This is a genomic window from Bradyrhizobium sp. NAS96.2 (assembly GCF_001908235.1).
GTDB lineage: Bacteria > Pseudomonadota > Alphaproteobacteria > Rhizobiales > Xanthobacteraceae > Bradyrhizobium.
Genome location: NZ_LGHK01000014.1, coordinates 1 through 17,176 on the forward strand (window position 1 = coordinate 1; position 17,176 = coordinate 17,176).

The following is a 17,176-nucleotide window of genomic DNA, read 5'->3' on the forward strand; positions in this document are numbered from 1 at the left end:
CTGAGATCCAGGTTAGCGCAGCGCAGCTGACGCAGACCACTTACGTCGCCGGCAACGGCACCGACCAGCTCTGGGTCCGCGTCAACGACGGTACGGCCTGGAGCGCTTGGCAGGCCTTCACAACGACCGGCAGCACGCCGGCGGTCATTAATCCCGGCGCCACGCTCGAATTGGGCTCGCCCTACCCCGGCCAGGTAACCTTCTTCGGCAGCACTGGAAACCTGAAGCTCGACAACTCCCAAAGCTTCAATGGCACCGTCGCGGGCATGACGGGTAACGACACCATAGACTTTGCTGACATCAATTTTGCCAATGTGCAGACACCCAACTTCACGGGCAATGCCTCGGGCGGCACGCTCACCGTAACCGATGGTACTCACACCGCCTCCATTGCGCTACTCGGTAGCTACCTGGCGTCAACCTTCGTTGCCTCCAGCGATGGTCACGGTGGAACGTCCGTTATCGACCCGCCGGCCAACACCAATATTCCGCTAGCGGGAGCTCATCAACAGGCGTGACCGACGGGGCATAGCCCAGCCGCGGCCGCAGGACGGATCGTTCTCGTCGTGCCCTTCCCATAAGAACTTCCGCGCACGCCGATCCGTCGCGAGTGCCGCAGCGCACGTCCAGGAAGCCCTTGAGAGCCCCAAAGGCGATTTCGCCATCGGACTTGCCCTGGAAGGTGAGATGCGTCTCTTCGACAAGATCGAGGGAGTCGCTATCCCAGACGTCCATCTCGACGATGCGCCGGCCGCCTGCAAAGGCCTTGGCGAAGCCGGGCACCTTGGCCATCAGCCGGTCTCCGCGTTCAGCTTGGGCAGCCGCACCAGATTGTAGGCGGTCGGCGGCTCGCCAGAGGCGTCCTTCGGCTTGACACTCTTCATCGAGGCCCAGGCCTCGATCAGCGTGCCACCCGGGCGGCCCTCGACCGTCTTCCGGCCGCGGGCTTGGCCGACGAGCGCAAGAGTTTTGATGAGGACGGCCTCGGCCCGTGAGGGCTTGCAGAGGGGCCGTCCCCGGGCCGAGATCCAAAGGGCTTTAGGGGGAGGGCAGCGATCCACAGACGGGCGGGATTTGGGCGAATTTGCATGGCCTACGTAATACGGAGAGCCCTGGAGATTCGGCTATTCTCCCCTAGCGAGGGGACCTGAGCCGCAGCAGATGAGCAATTCTTTTTCTAGATTCTCTCCCTCCGCCATCTGACCTGCGCCGACATTCCGCTCCGACAATGCGAGGCGCAGCTTCGTGGCTCGCCGGCCGGATGTTCAGTCCCGGCCCTCGCGAGCAACGTCAAATCATTGCATGTGATGGTGGTTCGGTGCCGGCCGGCCCTGGCCGGCAAGGCTTGCTAACGCCCGCCTGCGCGGGATCGCGCCGGCGGTGCTGCCGTTCGGGCCTCGCGGCCCGTTCTCACGCATTCGCTGCGCTGTCGCGAATGACCTCGAACGGCAGGGCGGGGACGTTGTATTCGGAGATATCCAGCTTCCAGATATGCTGGTCGTCCGTGCCGCCGGCCGGCGCAAATCCGAGCTTCTTGTACAGGTCGCGCACCATCCCGTTCTTGGCGGTGGGGAGGTAGCTTCCCTTCAGCGTGTCGACGCCGTTCAAACGGCAATGGCGGACGAGTTCGGCGATGATGGCTTCCTCGACCCGTCTGCCGAGAACCCGGCAGCTCATCAACCAGGTGTCGATGTCGAAGGTCGCGTCCTTCTTTCGCGCAATGACGACGCCGATCACCCCGTTGTCGCCGAAGCGGTCGCGCAGCCTGATCTGGAAGGTCAGGCAATCGGGCGAGCGCGACATGGTCTCGACTTCGGAATGCGTGTAGCGACGCGTCGTCAGGTTGAACTGGTTGGTCTTGTTGATGAGCTGCGCGATCCGCCCGAGATTGACGGCATCGAACGCGTGGAATTCGATCGTCATGCCGAGCGAGGTCAGGAATTCGTCCATGTCGCGGGACTTCGCCGACAGCTCCGCGCGTTGCGCATTTGCCTGATATTGGTCGCCGCGCTGACGATCCTCTTCGGAAAACGTGACGGCTTCGAAATAGCCCGCGTTCAACAGCGTGCGCGCGTAGAGCGAAGGATCGGCGGGCAGCTCGGGCACGGCCACCATCGGCAACGCCTTTCGCACCTGGCTTCGCTCGGCGGGGTTGTCATCGAGCAGCACGAGGGAATCGAGCCCGATGTTCAGCGTCTTGGCGATGGCCTCGATATTGGTCGCCTTGTCACTCCAATTGGCTTGAAAGACTGCAATGTGGTCCAGCTTCAGCGTCATCTCGGGATGTTCGCGGAAGGGCTGTCGTGCGACTTCATCGGTATTCTTCGACGATACCGCCAGGATGACGCCGCGATCGCGCAGCTGAAGCGCCGTCCGCTGGATCTCGGTGAAGGCTTCTCCGACCCCGTCGCCCTGTCCGAGGACGATCCCTTCCAGCCCGTCGTCGCCGATCGTGCCGCCCCAGAGCGTGTTATCGAGATCAAGCACGAGGCATTTGCGGGCGTTGCCGCGGATCGCGCCAAGCAGGCGTCCGACATATTCAACGTAGATCGGCACCATCGTCTGCGCGAATGGCAGCTTGTAGAGATTCCACTGGACTGGATTGTGCCAGTTCTGGGTACCTATCGATTCCGCCAGGGCGGCGACATCGAGGATGTAGTCGCCGCGCTTCGCGGCAAGCTCGCGAAGCCCGTCGTTGAAATCCTGAATCTGGCGGCGCAGCGACATCGACACTTGCGCGTCCATGCTGCCGAAGAGCGGTTGCGGCGGGCAGGCGACGGTCTGAAAGATGACCGGCACCCCGGCGCCACGTTCGAGGCCCTCGCGGATCATCCCCAAATAGTCGAGCGCTGACTGGTCCGACGAACTGCCGCCGCCGCTGTTGAAGGGCAGTCCGTGGAAATCGAGCGCGAGCAGGACGGCATCGGGCTTGGCGGCGTTGATCGTGGAGGAGGCATCGAGAGCTTCCTGCGCGACCTGATCGTAGTCGGCCTGGGTGACGCGGAGCAGCACGCCATGGCGCGCAGCGCCGGCGGCAAGGGCAGGGGCGAACAGGCAGGTTGTGCCGTTGCCGAGCAATCCCAGATGAAACCCGCGAAGCGGCGACAGTGCCTTCGTCTTGGTTCGCGCGCGTTCGATGGTCTTCGAAAGGCGCGTGAGCTGATCTGTATTGAGGGCCTTGGTGGCAAGCCCGACGATCTCCGCGCCATCAGGTGCATCGGAGGCATCAAGCGCGTTGCAGAGTGATTTGAAATCCGCGGGCGGCGCTTCTAACCAGGGCAGTTCTTGAAGCTGAAACGTCATGGCGTTTTGACCCAGGATGGTGTCATTCGTCTAGAAGTTTGGATCCGGCGGTGCCGCTGGCGATCAACTTCTCACCCGCATACACCCGAAACTTCAGGCTGACGGTATGGGTGGATTGCGACACGTGAGTGAGTTCGCCGTTGAAGATCGCTTCCTCGCCGATATAGAGCGGCTGATTGAAGTCGATCCGCCAGCTCGTCGCCAGCCCGAGGTCGCCCGGCAAATGCATTCCGACCAGATGCGAAAGCCTGGCGACGGTGAGCGCGCCGTATACGACGGGGCCCGAGAATCCGCGGCTTCGTGCGAATTCAGCATCGATATGAATGCGGCTCGAATCTCCCGACAGCTTTCGGAAGGTATCCATCTCACTTTGACCGATCCGGAATGGAAGCGAGACGGTCATGCCCTCCTTGAGCTCGCTCCAGACCAGCACTCGTGGCCGTTCGCTCAACGCGTAGCCCTTTGACGGATGACGTTGACGAACTCGCCGACGTTCTTCAGGGCAGCAACCTCGCCAGTCGAGAACTGGATCTTGAACTCCACCTCGACAGCGACGACCAGCCGGATATTGCTGAGGCTGTCCCACGCCGGCACTTCCGCCGCGGTCATTTCCGGATGGGGCGTTAGCGTGTCGTCGTCGAAGACGTCCCGGAAAATCGGCGTGAGGCGGGAATAGATTTCCTCGTCAGTCATCACAAGCATCCCACGATTTGGGTGAGCCGGCGGCGTCGAAATGGCCAAGCAAGCCCTGTAAAATCCGCCTTTTCGGCGCGAGAACTACCAGATGGCACCGGCATTCACAAGGCTCCCTCACCGCCTGCCGATCATGGCGTCCAGGGGCGGGCCAAGTTCCGCGCTCAGTTGGCCGTAGCCGGCCTTGTCGAGATGGACGTGATCGAGGAATTCGGACGCCGGAAGGGTCGCGAGCGGCCCAACGTAAACTCGGTCCGGGGGGCGCGGTGAGATGATTTGCACGAGTTGCGCCTGCAGCTCGGCAAATCTTTTCTGCGGAAGCAGGTCCGGCAATACCTTCGGATTCTCGGTCGCGTAGAAGATCAGCGTGGGCTGCTTTGCTTCCGACACGCGGCGCAGGATGCGATCCAGGGCTTGTCGCTGCGGGTTATCGGGAGCCAGATCGATCTTCTCGTACCGCGCCCGTGCGCGCATCAGGAGCACGACATCGCCAAGCTCGTCGCCCGTCGCCCCGGCCGAGCCTTGCAGACGCTTGTCCGCTGCATCGCGCAGCCCCACCAGGAAGTTGAAGGGACTGCCGTCGAACCACAGGGCTTGAAGGAAGTCGCGAGACCGGTACAGAAACCACCAGTTGACCAGTGCGTCGTGGCTCCATCTGGCGATTCCGCCCCATCCCTTGCCGGTGGAATAGGTGCCGTTGGCATCCACGGACAGAGTGTCCAACCAGAGACGGGTTCTGGTCTCGCCTTCACGATCGAAATCCCGGGAGAAGGATCGCAGGCTGAGATCGAACACGATGGCATCCGGCTTCGAGGGCAGCACGATGCGCACAAGGTTCTCAAGATCGGTCGGAAGCGTTCCGTTCATGCCGAAGTTGGCGACGAGCACCTTTTGACCGGGATGCTCTTCGGCAAGCCAATTCTGCAACTGGCTCGACAGGGTGTGCGCCTGCCAGCCAGCATCGCCCTTGTCCCGCATCGCGCGGCCGAAGATCAGCGAGTCGCCCAGAACGGCAACCTTCAATCCGTCGAACTTCCGAAACTCTTCGAGCTTGGCATAAAGAGCTGTCGATGACTGGACATCGATCGTCGTCTGAAAGATGCCGCTGGCTGGAGCGGCCACGCGCAGGACCACATCCAGGCAGGCCAGTATCGCGACCAGCGCGGCAACCGTTACTCCCAAGCGCGAAAGAACGTCGCGCCCCCGAGATCCCTTGATTTTTCCAGCCTCGACCATCAGCGCTCAGAAGTTCTGGTAAACGAACAGCGCTTGGCCGGTGTTCGACAGCAGCACGATGATGGCGATCTTCGCGGCCAGCCAGACAATCTTGAGAATGTCGTCGCGTCCCAATGTCATCGATACAGCCCCAGCATCTTGCCGTAGATCGCGCCCCATTCCGAGTAGGACTTGAGCCAAAGGATCAGCGTTGTCGAGACGAATGCGTAAACGAGAAAGCGGCGGAGATAGATCGAAGGCCCGGTGGCGACCGGTCCCTTCTTGACGCCGACATATTTGCGGACGAGCTGGCTTGCAACCAGGGCTCCGCCGTGAACCGTGCCGAAGGCCAGAAAGCCCCACGTCACCCCGTGCCAAAGCGCGATCAGGATCATCGAGAGGAAGTACACGGCCGATATCAGGGCAAACTGAATACGGCGTGGCGCCTTCTTGATGACAATGAAGTTGAGTGGCGTGAAGACATAGTCCCTGACCAGCGTGCTGAGCGAGATATGCCACCGATTCCAGAATTCCTGAATCGTCGTTGAATCGAACGGCCGATTGAAGTTCTCAATCAACCGGAAGCCCATCAGCGAGGCCGTCCCGATCACGATGTCGCAATAGCCGCTAAAATCGAGATAGATGAGGCCGAGCTGGGCCAGCGCCCCCACCCACAACATCGGCCCCGACATCTGCGCGGCATTGTCGAATGAAAAGATGCCGAACGCCGAGAGATTGTCGGCGAGGACGAACTTCTTGATCATCCCGTTGGCGATGCGATGAAGCGCAGGGATGACTGCTTTGGAATCGAAGACGGGCGATGCCAGCTGCTGTTCAAAGCTCCGATAACGCTCGATCGGGCCGGCCAGCAAGGCCGGGAAGAACAGGACGTAGGTGCAGAATCGAAGGAAGCTTGGCCTTTCGATGAATTCCACCTCCATCAGGTAGCTCACGCAGCGGAACACCATGTAGGAAATGCCGATGATGTGGACCGGCATGTAATGGAACGGGTTGGCCCCTCCCAGCAGCCGAGGATCGCGCGCGAGAAACAGAAAGATCCAGAGTAACGCAACGACGAGCAGCTGCGCTTCCATGGTGAAGCGCGCGCCGCGCTGCTTGCGAAACAGGCCGATTCCGTAGGAAACGGCCAAGAAGGCCGCCAGGACGATGATCGACGCCGGATCGAATCCGAAGCTGACGAAGAATGCGAAGCTCAAGAGCAGCAGGGCGGCATTGCGCGCCAGCTGCAGATTGACGGCGCAGCAGACAATGATGGCGGCCGCCGAGATGTACAGAAATTCGAAGCTGTTCAGGGAAGGTCCGCCGACGACGGCGGCCGCTGATTGGAAAAGCATGGCATCCCTTCTCGACGCAACGAGTCCCTAGCGGGGCCGTCGTCCAACGGCCACGCAATTGATCGTCAGGCGGTCCTTCAGGCACCGCTCCAGGCCATAGCCCGTCATCGGGAACAGTTCGTTCTTCTCGATCTCGAAACCCGCCGACGTCATGAGGTCGATCATCTCCGACGGCTTGTCGATCAGGTAGAGATGATCGGGAGCGGGACTGTTGGCGGGCATGTTCACGAGGATCCTTCCGCCGGGCTTCAGATAGCGAATGAGGGATCGCAGGGCCTTGAGCGGGTCCTCGAGGTGCTCCAGCAACTCGCTCACGACGATGCTGTCGAAGCTGTCGCGCTGGTCGGGTGCGTCGAACATGTCCTGGCGGACCAGCTCGACTTCATCGCTGACGCCGATCACTTCCAGCGTCCGTCGCGTGGCTGCGATGGCGCCTTCGCTGACGTCCCACCCGACGATCGAGCCCGACCGGGAATCTGTTGCCGTCAGATAGAGCAGCGCGCCGTGGCCGGGGCCCACCTCGAGGTGGCGGTATCCTTCCGGGAGCATCGGCAGATACTGGCTCCGATAGAAGGTCAGCGCGCAGGCGTGGTTGTGCCAGAACACGCCCGACAGCAGCAGCCCGTTCATGTATTTTTCCATGACGTCGGGCTTCGAGTAGACGTCGCGAACCGCCTCGCTGAATTTGGAGCGCTCGTAGCGCCCATTGCGCCGGAAGAACAATTCGGCTTCCAGGATCATGTTCTCGCAGAAATACCGGTAGTCGTGGCAAATCTTGTCGATGGTCCCGAAATGATGGAGCGCGATCTTGGTGACGAGCTGCGACGATGCCTCGGTGTCGCGCATGACCTCGAGCGACCTGTTGCCGAGGCTGGTCGCCAAGGTGGGCTCGTGCTGGGGCCACGCGGCAATCTGTCGCTCAACCAGTGCCGAGAGGTAGGGGTAAGCAGCAATGTCGATCTCTGCGATTTTCGACCGCCGCACGATGTTCGCGGAACCCGTCACCCTGAACCACCCTTTGGTTGAAAATATTGCCCTTCTGACATAGCCCGACTTGTCCGTGCAAGGCCTTGAACAGCGATAATTTTCCCGACAGCAGGACCGGAGGGCATCCCGGCGCGACAGGGCGTAAGCTGTCGGCCAATTGATAGCTTGACGGAGCCAAAAAGCTCAGCCAGATAGCCCCAAGGTCAAGGGCCGGAACATGAAAAACCGCTTCCCAAGCGCATTTGGTCTGCTGCGCCAGGCCGTCATCGTGGGGACATTGTCGTTGGCGGGAATTTCTTCTGCCTTCGCAGCTGCCGCGCCACTTGTGGTAGAGAAAGAGCACCGGGTAGCCGCTGCCAAAGACACCCATCTCATTCTCGTGTTGGACTTGAAACCGAACTTCGGCGATCTGCAAAAATCTGGCGCGGAGGCTGCGGATGTCATCAGGGCCACGGCCGCCCGCTACGCCAAGGATTATCTCGCGCAACCTGAGTTCAGCTCTAGCCCGAAAGTCGTAGTCTATTTGATCTCGGTCGAAAGCATGGATGAGTACAACCGCGCCAAATTCGACGGTATGAAGCGGTATGGCACCATCGCCTTCGAGAAAAAGGGCGACGAGGTCGTGCTAACCGAAGACAAGCTCTCCTTTAGCCCATAGTTCTTCTTAGCCCATGGGCCTTCAGGTCTTTCCCTGGGACATCACCTGCTCAACATGACGAGTTCGAAGCTTAGAAGGACGGCTGCTGGCATCATCTTGGTCGTCGCGATTTGCGGCGGCATAGCGGCAACGGTCGAGAAGACGCGCCGATACATCAATCAGCGAATTGATCGCATGTTGGCCGAACGGACCCCGCCGAAGCCGGAAATTCCGCCTCCGCCTCCGCCGCCGCCGCCCGCTCCAGTGCAATCGTCTTTCGACAAGAAGGCGCAGATCGAGCTTCAGCAACTGTCGGCGCGCGTCGCGACGCTGGAGTCGTTGCTGGCCGGCGCCGGAGGCACGCTCGTCGACCATGCCCCGGTTGCGAGTGATTATCGCGGGCAAGGCGCGCCGGCTTTTGCGATGCTTGATGCCGTGGGGCCCTATCGCAAGAACGGGCTTTTCGAGATTTACGGCGGTAATTTCCGCGAAAGACGCTCCGGCCCGATCAGTGTGACCGAAGCGGATTTCGAGATCACGCATGGACAGGCATGGCTGATCTGGTCCCCCGACTTCACGCCGGGGAAGGACGCGACCCATCTCCAGATCAAGTTCGCGGCGCCTCCGACGACGGGCAAGCTGACGGTCGGATTTGTTCTCGATGACGGACAGTCCCTGGCCTGGGTGCTGGACCTGGCTGCCAAGAGCGCGGAGCCGGCAGGTCTGCTTCCGCCGATCCTCCCCGAGGACATCGTCACGCGCGCCAACAACGCGCAGGTGGTCGGAGGTATCAAGCTGGCCGGTAATCAGGTAACCGTCCCGCTGCCTCCCAGCCTCGTCCTCAACCTGAGAAGCGGCCGGACCAAGGCGATTTCGCAATGGTTCGTGAAGGTCGATGATGCGGCCGGAACGACGATGCGCTTCCAGACGCTTGCTCTGGTTCGGCCGGCACCCCCGGCGACCAGCACTGGCGTCGCGTTGGCGGGCAAGGTTGTGGGGGGCGACATCGCCCCGAACACGTCGATCGAATTGCTGGAGGAATCGGGCGCCACAAAAAAAAAGTGTGCTCGCGACGGATGGTAGCTTCGCCTTCACTGCAGTCGATCCGACGAAGCCGGTATCCCTCCGCCTGCGGCGCGAAGAGTTCGAGCATTCGGCAACACTCGGCCGATGGTTCGTTCCGTCATACGATCGCGACGACATCGTCATCGACATGCGTCCGATCTATGTCAACAAGGACGGTCATGCTCCCGATTCAGCCCGCGCAAAATTCAATGGTGCCCGCAAGCCGTCTCCCTACGCGGCGTTTTACGAACCGCACAGCCGCCAATACTGGCCAGGCGCCGGCACCGTCCAGGAGTACGACTCGACCACGTTCGTGAACAATCAGGGTTACGTTGATCGGGACCGCTTTTTCGACAATCCCGACAACTGCGTCCGTCTTGCCAGCACGGGTGGCAGCGACATGGTCGCGCTGCAGGTTCGTCCCTTCGAAAAGGTCAATATCCTTCTCGAGGAAAGTCTCGGCGTCGCCCTGCATCGATGTGTCGAGGTGATCTCCGCTGCGACCGACAATGGCGACATCGGTACGAACTATCCGAGAATTCGAGACTATACCTCGAAGTTCGGCGTTCAGGCCACTTTGGTATCGATGCTTGCGGGACTGGTCTCCCAGGTCAGTCCGACGATGCTGCACGACGGATTGGGATTCGATCCGGAGAACAGTGCCCTTCCGAATTTCCTCCACGATGCGAGCGGTGCCTTGACCTTCAGGACGGCTTCGCCTGTGTTTTCCGTCTTCACCGTCAAGCCGACGTTCCCGGAATACGTCGAGGGAATCCCGTTCGGCGAGACGCTGAGGGTGCCTTTCGATGTCATGCCGCAACCCGGCAAGGAAGCATTCCAGTACTGGACCGAGATCGTCTCCTATATCGAGAAGCATCATCCTGGTCAGAATTTCATATTCCATACCGGAGTAGACCAGGCGCAGTGCCGGAAGAATTGTGAAGCCACGCTGACCTTGGCCGACGGCACAAAAGTTGCCGCGGGCGCAAAGGGATTCGTCAGGAACATGACCGAGTACTGCGCCAAGAATGGGTACACCTGCGTGAACCCTAACTTCTCCGAGAGATATGGCGAAGTGCCGAGACTGCTGACGTTTCAATTCGACGGACATTACTCGAAACTTGGACATCAATGGCTCGCGCAGGAGCTGACGGCGCCATTGGCCAAGATCCTGTCCGATACGTCGAGATGAAAAAGGCCGGCGCCTATCTCCTTGCTCTGCGCGTGATTGTCGCGCTCGGATGCTGTGCGCTTGGCTCGGCATCAGCCCTTGCTGAGGCGGGGAAACCGGATGCGGCGGTTCGCGTGTTGCCGTACCCGTTTTCGCATATTGTCAGCTTTGCCTCAGACACCGACGCGCTTCGTCCCTGGCATGGCGCTGCCGTTCATCGGTTCTTCAACGAAGAACTCGGCCTGACGATATCGGATTCACTCTGGCCGCAAGGCAGTGAGGGAATCTCGGCGTTTTTTGTTGGCCCGGGACAGTTGAATCGATCCCCTTCGGGCATCGGCTCTGAACCCACTTTTGCCCTGCTGCTGCGAGAGTGGCATCGCGGAAACATCGATCACTTTCACGGCTGGCAAGAGGACTCACTATTACCTTTTAGAACGGAGATCCAGCCGCCGCTTCCTCTGTCCGCGGCACGATCGAGTCTGAGTATGTCTTCTGTCGGTCTGCCTCCTCAGCCAAGCCGCAACGTGAGATTCTACTTCTCCGCGGCTCCGCCTACCGACCTTTCGATCATGTTGCACGATAGCAACGGTGGATCGAGCATTTTTGATCCGGGAGACATCGCTCGCGGGCAAGACATTCAGCTTGAAGTCGGATCGCTCGGCTGGATCGTCGAGGTGATCGTCCCGCTGCAGTCCAACAGCGTGACGCGGCCGGTCGATCCGATGTCAATCGACCGGATTGAGTTTATCGCGCCTTCCTGTGCGACTGGCTGTTCGGCTTCCCTCACCAGAGTGGAGCGTGATCACTTCAGCCGGCACACGGTTCTGTCTGAAATCCCCTGGCTGGAAGCATGGAACGTTCGCCCCGCCATCCTGACGTCCCACGGCGGCAACACGCTTATTCAGGACTTCGGCGTTCCGGGGCATGTCATGAAGTTTGCTGCATACGACAACCCCGCCCTTGTCGATACGCATGAGGCGCTTGCTGACCAGAAGCAGAGCCATGCCTACCACTCCGACCTTTTGAGAAAGCTTGGAGTGCTCGCGGTCTGGTCCTATTTTCCTGCGGACGCCAAGGACTTATTCACTCCTGTTGACGGACCTGAAGTTCAGCACGGCCTGTTGCCGCTCTCATCGACCTACCAGCAGCTCTACGATCTGCCTCGCGCATCGCCGCCGTCATTGGACACCAGTAGCGAAGACAAGTTTGATGCGTCGGCGCGCGTTTCGCTCGCAGATATTCCCGAGGCGGAAAGGAAAGAACTCTATTGCGGGTCCAGCTGCACCGTGTCCCAGGGCAACGCGCTTGCAATGCTGATCGCCTCTCACCTCCAGTCGATCAACCGCGGCAAGAAGGTGAAGGGCCTGATCTACACCCATTTCGGCTCCGAAGAAGGAACCGCGGTTTTTCGGGCCTCGCCGGAGGAGCCGGTGACGCCGGCCGTTCGGAAATGGATGCGACGGTTTGCAAACTACGTCTACGACTTCGACGGCTCGATCGGCGTCGGCCGACGCATCTGGTCACCGCCGGCGAACACGTGGGTTCGATACCAGGTGATGCATTCCAACATCGCCTCTCACCTTGCAATCGACAAATCCTCGATCTCGATCACGCCGTGGACCGAACCCGTCACGCAAACGACCTGGCCCGATATGCGCGCCGGGACGCGAGACCTTCACGGACTCACTGTGTACGTTCCGGATTCCGAACATGCCTCGGTGAGGATCGGCGGGAAGGAGACGCAATCATTTACCCGCAACCCGCCGGATGAAACCGGCAGGACGTCGATCACATTGGTCGACGATCACGCGCCGACCCCGATCATCGGCCGGGTTTCCCTGAACGACCGCGCCAGCATCGAAGCCATATCGGGACAATTCACCGACGCCTCGGCGGCCAGTCCCTATGTCAGCCTTGCAACCGAGCAATCCGGCGACGCGAGCGCCGTTATCAAGCCTTGGCGGCTCGACCTGTGGAACACGAGCCACCTGCAGCTCGCTGTTCGCAAGCGCTGTTCAGGCAAGAATGGTGAGAGCTGCCTCGGATCCCGTTTCAAGATCGAATTGCTGATGGAGGATGGCGGCACGGTTTCCATTCGGGAGGATCAGCCCGCGGATGGACATCTGTCGTCCAGCGCGTGGTCTATCCCGCGGCTGAAGAAGCTCGACGAGTGGGTATCGCATACGCTCGATGTGGCGCAGTTGGCCTGGCCTAAATTCATCGACGAGCGCGACGACTGGCGTCGTCCTCCTCTCCCTGTCGGGAGGGTCAAGGAGGTGCGGCTGTCGCTGACGAACGCGCCTCCGGGCACGACGCTCGATGTACAGAATTTCAGGGCCTTGCGGCCCTCCGGGAACGGTCAGGCCGCTGATGGCACCAAGCTGATCGCGGGCCGCGTCACCCTGGACGGCTCGATGCCGGCGCCGGGCGTGCAAGTTCGAGCGGCGACGGGACCCGGACACATCGTCTCCACCGCGACCGATCAAGATGGGTATTACTTCTTCCCCGGACAGCCGAGTGGGCAGATTGTGAGCATCCGCGCTCAGTTGGGTTCACGGCAGTTTTTTCCGAGGCAGGGGCGTCGCATCGAGATCGGCAAGGACGAGGCTGAGCTCGACATCGAACTCGGGCAGAGCCTGCAGTTGGCGCGGTCTGCATCCGGCGCCATCGGCCTTACCGAGCAGGCGTGCGAAGCGGCGCCGGGCCTTGTGGCACAAGAGCGGTAGCGGCCAATAGCGGTTCGGTGGTTGCGAGATCGCCCGCCGTCCAATGAACGACCCGCCGCGCGGCCGTGCCGTGTGACGGCGGGCGCCTGCTCGCGCCGGCGCAACGCGAACACCGGCAATTGCTGGATATCGGTCCTGACCTCCGCTTAACGCTTGCTTAGGCGCGGCGAAGCTACCCTGCAAGGCGGGATTGCGGGAACCAGCGGATGTCAGTCGTCGAGAACGCGCCAGATCAAACGCTGCCCGCGCCGGCGCGTTCTGTCGATGATACGCGCCTGCTGCCGTTCCTCAGCGTGGCGACGCTACTCGTGTCCGCGCTGCTGCTGTTCCTGATTCAGCCGATGTTCGCAAAGATGGTGCTGCCGAGGCTCGGCGGCGCGCCCTCGGTCTGGTCGGTGGCGATGGTGTTCTTCCAGGCCGTGCTGCTGGCCGGCTATGCCTATGCACATCTGCTCGGCCGGTTGTTCGGGCCGCAGCGCGGCGGGCTGGTCCATCTACTCCTGCTCGCCGTCACGGCGATGACCTTGCCGATCGCGATCGCGCCGAATTGGGGGGCGCCGCCGGCCGATGGAACGGCGCTCTGGCTGTTCGGGCTGTTCACTGCGTCGATCGGCCTGCCGTTCTTCGCGCTGTCGGCCAGCGCCCCCTTGCTGCAGAGCTGGTTCGCCGCGAGCGGCCATCGCGAGGCCAGCAATCCCTACGTGCTCTATGCCGCGTCGAACCTCGGCTCGTTCGCGGCGCTGTTTGCCTATCCCGCGGTCGTCGAACCGCTGCTGACGCTGAAGATGCAGGCGAGCGTCTGGTCGGTCGGCTTCGCGGTCCTCGCGCTTCTCGTCACGGCGGTCGCCTTCGTGCTCGGACGAGGCAATGGCGTAGCGGGCGCGGCGCCGACGCCGCAGACATCGATTGCCAGCGCGACCGACCGGCTGCGCTGGATCGCGCTTGCGGCCGTTCCATCCGGGCTGGTCATCGCGGTGACCGCGCATCTGACGACCGACGTCGCGGCAACGCCGTTTCTGTGGGTCGTTCCGCTGGCGCTTTATCTGTTCACCTTCGTGGTCGTGTTCCGCGATCGGCCGTGGATCAGCCACGCGACCGTGGTGCGACTCGTTCCGTTCGCCGTGGCTCCGCTTGCGATCAGTCTCGTGGGCGCCAAGGTGTTCTGGCTCACGACGATCGTGCTCCACCTCGTGGTGTTCACGCTGCTGACGCTGCTCTGCCACGGCGAGCTCTATGCCCGGCGCCCGCACCCGGAGCGGCTGACGGAGTTCTTCCTGTGCACCTCGTTCGGCGGCGTGCTGGGCGGCGCCTTCGCGGGACTGCTGGCGCCGCAGATTTTTTCCGGCAACTACGAATATCCGATCCTGATCGCGCTCGCGTTGCTGGCGCTGCCCGGCATGTTTGCAGGCGGCGCGCGCCAGGCGCTGGTGAAGGCATCGCCATGGCTGGCGGCGGCGATTGCGCTTGCCATGGTCTGGTACGTGACCCAGTTGCGGCTGCCGGCCGCCTTCGAGCTGCCCTTCAGCGCCCTCTTGGTCGTGCTGACGGCCTGCATGCTCGTTCTGCGGCAGCGGCCGGTGACCTTCGCCGGGCTGGCGGTCACGGGCCTGCTGCTGACGACGTTGTGGCGTCCCGGCATGGCCCCGATCGAGACCGCGCGCAGCTTCTTCGGTGTCCATACGGTGGTCGATCTTGCGGACGGCAGCGCGCGGCTGCTGTTCCACGGCAACACGATGCATGGCGCCGAGCGGTTGCGTAACGAGGATGGCACGCCGGTCGCGGGAGCGCCCGAGCCCCAGAGCTATTATTATCCGGGCAGCCCGCTCGCCGAAGGAATCGCGGCGGCACGCGGCGCCAAAGATCGCTTCAAGGATCGCTTCAAGGACGGCTTCGAGCGGGTCGCGGTCGTCGGCCTCGGGACCGGCTCGCTCGCCTGTTATCTTCGCGGCAGAGAGAGCTGGACCTTCTTCGAGATCGATCCCGAGGTGATCCGGATCGCGAGCAATCCCGCATTCTTCACGTTTCTCTCGCGCTGCGCGCCGAAGGCCGGGCTCGTGCTCGGCGATGCGCGCCTGACGTTGCAGGCCTCGCCCGATCGCTACGACCTGATCGTGCTGGACGCCTTCTCATCCGATGGCATTCCCGTCCATTTGCTGACGCGTGAAGCGATTGCCGGCTATCTGTCGAAGCTGACGCCGCACGGCAGCATTCTCGTGCACATTTCCAACCGTCATCTCGATCTGGCGCCGATCCTGGCCAATGTCGCGCGCTCCGAGGGATTGATCGCGCTGTTCAAGGAAGGGCATCCCGCCGGCGACGTCATGACCACGCTCAGGACGGCGTCCCGGGTGGTCATGCTGGTACGCACGCCCGAGGATGCCGGCGAGGCGGCACGGCATTGGACCGCCATGCCGCCGGATCCGGCCAGCGCACTCTGGACGGACGACTACTCGAACCTCCTTGGCCCCATGCTGCGGGCGAAGTTCGGCACCTGAGCGCGCATGGACGACGCGCGCGGCCGTCTTCCACGGTCATTCGCCGCTGCGGCACGCCCGGATTGGCTAAGGGAGTGTTAAGCGCCAGGTCCGATTTTCGTCGATCGCGCAGAGCTGACATTAAATTGTCATGCGGTAGGAATCGGAGGAACTTGCCACGAGCGGCGTGAGGACAACATGACGGCCTTCATCCCTTGGAAGGCGGAAGTTGGAATATCCTCGCAAATGAGGTCGGCACCGGATGAGTGCCGGGTTCGCCAGGACGGTCTCCTGAAGCGCTTTGCGCGCGACCGGTCCGGCAGCTACGCGATCATCATCGCCTTGCTGATGCCAGTCCTGGTCGGGACCGCGGGACTCGGTACCGAGGTCGCGTGGTGGTTCTACAAGCACAAGAACATGATGAGTGCGGCCGACTCGGCCGCTGTCAGTGCAGCCACCGCCGGCACCAATCTCGTGACCGAGGCCAACGCCGTCACGACGTTCTACGGCTATGCCAACGGGATCGGCAACGTCACCGTCACGGTGAACCAGCCTCCGTCCACGGGAAGCTTCGCCTCCAGCCCGCAGGCGGTCGAAGTCATCATCAGCCAGCCGCAAGCGCGGCTGTTGTCAGCGTTGTTCGGCTCCGGGGCGGTGCCGGTCACGGCCCGCGCCGTCGCACTCGGCAATGTCGGAACGGGCTGCGTGCTGGCGCTCGACCCGACCGCCAATCCCGCCGTGACCGTGAAAGGCAACACCCAGCTCAACCTGATCAATTGCAATCTCTATGACGACTCCAACGGCAGCTCGGCGCTCAATGTCAGCGGAACGGCGACGATATCTGCGGCCATGGTTGGCGTGGTGGGTGGGGTTTCCGGCACCAGCAGCATCACGGCGACCAATGGCATTCGGACCGGCATCAGGGCGATCGGCGATCCCTATGCCAACGTCACGCCCACGATGCCGACATGGTGCGACTACTCGAACAAGTTCAACGTGAAGGGGACGACGACCCTCAGTCCGGGCAGCTATTGCGGCGACATCTCGGTCGCCGCCGGTGCGACGCTGACGTTCAATCCCGGGATTTACTATTTCAACGGCGCGAACCTGTCGGTGGCCGGCAACGCCACGATCACGGGAACGGGCGTCACCCTGGTGTTTACCGGGTCGAGCGGCAACTGGGGCACGGCGACGATCGGCAGCAACGCCAATGTCAGCCTCACCGCGCCGACCAGCGGAACGACCGCGGGAATCGCGATCTACGGCGACCGCAGGATGCCGGTCGGCAGCAGCTTCAACCTGACGGGCGGCGGCACGCAAAATCTGCAGGGGGCGGTCTACCTGCCGAAGGCGGCGCTGAGCTTCAGTGGCGGCAACGGCACCAGCACGACATGTACGCAAATCATTGCAGATACGATCTCGATCGTCGGAAATTCCAATGTTCAGGTCAATTGCGCTGCCATGGGCGGCAATGCCATCGGTACGGCGACAGCGCAGCTTGTCGAGTAAGCCGGAGTGACGAGATGAAAACGGGCACAATAGATAGT

At 61.9% G+C, this 17,176-nt stretch carries 12 protein-coding genes and 2 pseudogenes; 7 read left to right on the top strand and 7 right to left on the bottom strand.

Annotated elements, in window-relative coordinates; all coding sequences use genetic code 11:
- Positions 1-518 (top strand): annotated as a pseudogene (locus AC628_RS43720) (hypothetical protein); the annotation flags it as partial.
- A gap of 12 nt (positions 519-530) precedes the next feature.
- On the opposite strand, the pseudogene AC628_RS02770 reads toward AC628_RS43720, so the two are convergent.
- From AC628_RS02770 to AC628_RS02800, 7 genes and pseudogenes are all read right to left on the bottom strand, one after another.
- A pseudogene (locus tag AC628_RS02770) lies at positions 531-792 on the bottom strand (hypothetical protein); the annotation flags it as partial.
- A 618-nt stretch (positions 793-1,410) separates the two neighbouring features.
- Complete coding sequence (locus AC628_RS02775) at positions 1,411-3,303, bottom strand: HAD-IIIC family phosphatase (protein ID WP_074125235.1); 1,893 nt, start codon at positions 3,301-3,303, stop codon at positions 1,411-1,413.
- 22 nt (positions 3,304-3,325) lie between these two features.
- Complete coding sequence (locus AC628_RS02780; protein WP_083632546.1) at positions 3,326-3,736, bottom strand: MaoC/PaaZ C-terminal domain-containing protein; 411 nt, start codon at positions 3,734-3,736, stop codon at positions 3,326-3,328.
- A gap of 14 nt (positions 3,737-3,750) precedes the next feature.
- The gene (locus AC628_RS02785; RefSeq protein ID WP_074125270.1) at positions 3,751-3,996 is read right to left on the bottom strand and encodes an acyl carrier protein; all 246 of its coding nucleotides are present in this window, start codon (positions 3,994-3,996) and stop codon (positions 3,751-3,753) included.
- Between the two features lie 117 nt (positions 3,997-4,113).
- A complete protein-coding gene (locus AC628_RS02790) occupies positions 4,114-5,232 on the bottom strand; it encodes an SGNH/GDSL hydrolase family protein (RefSeq protein ID WP_143201415.1) in 1,119 nt (372 codons plus the stop codon).
- A 116-nt stretch (positions 5,233-5,348) separates the two neighbouring features.
- Positions 5,349-6,566, bottom strand: coding sequence for an MBOAT family O-acyltransferase (locus tag AC628_RS02795; protein ID WP_074125237.1), 1,218 nt, complete (start codon positions 6,564-6,566; stop codon positions 5,349-5,351).
- 27 nt (positions 6,567-6,593) lie between these two features.
- Positions 6,594-7,448 (bottom strand): class I SAM-dependent methyltransferase, encoded by an 855-nt coding sequence (locus tag AC628_RS02800; RefSeq protein ID WP_143201416.1) that lies wholly within the window; start codon positions 7,446-7,448, stop codon positions 6,594-6,596.
- A 322-nt stretch (positions 7,449-7,770) separates the two neighbouring features.
- On the opposite strand from AC628_RS02800, the gene AC628_RS02805 reads away from it, so the two are divergent.
- From AC628_RS02805 to AC628_RS02830, 6 genes are all read left to right on the top strand, one after another.
- On the top strand, positions 7,771-8,211 hold the full coding sequence (locus AC628_RS02805) for a hypothetical protein (protein WP_143201417.1): 441 nt from the start codon (positions 7,771-7,773) through the stop codon (positions 8,209-8,211).
- 54 nt (positions 8,212-8,265) lie between these two features.
- On the top strand, positions 8,266-9,273 hold the full coding sequence (locus AC628_RS02810; RefSeq protein ID WP_143201418.1) for a hypothetical protein: 1,008 nt from the start codon (positions 8,266-8,268) through the stop codon (positions 9,271-9,273).
- Positions 9,254-10,447: a hypothetical protein gene (locus AC628_RS02815; RefSeq protein ID WP_074125241.1), complete on the top strand. Its 1,194-nt coding sequence runs from the start codon at positions 9,254-9,256 to the stop codon at positions 10,445-10,447. Before AC628_RS02810 ends, AC628_RS02815 begins: the two co-directional genes overlap by 20 nt.
- Positions 10,444-13,155: a carboxypeptidase-like regulatory domain-containing protein gene (locus tag AC628_RS02820; RefSeq protein ID WP_074125242.1), complete on the top strand. Its 2,712-nt coding sequence runs from the start codon at positions 10,444-10,446 to the stop codon at positions 13,153-13,155. The genes AC628_RS02815 and AC628_RS02820 overlap by 4 nt, the downstream gene beginning before the upstream one ends.
- Before the next feature lie 206 nt (positions 13,156-13,361).
- Positions 13,362-15,650, top strand: a complete 2,289-nt coding sequence (locus AC628_RS02825; protein WP_074125243.1) for a fused MFS/spermidine synthase — start codon at positions 13,362-13,364, stop codon at positions 15,648-15,650.
- Positions 15,651-15,875: 225 nt separating this feature from the next.
- Positions 15,876-17,138, top strand: a complete 1,263-nt coding sequence (locus tag AC628_RS02830) for a TadE/TadG family type IV pilus assembly protein (RefSeq protein ID WP_083632547.1) — start codon at positions 15,876-15,878, stop codon at positions 17,136-17,138.
- Positions 17,139-17,176 lie beyond the last annotated feature (38 nt).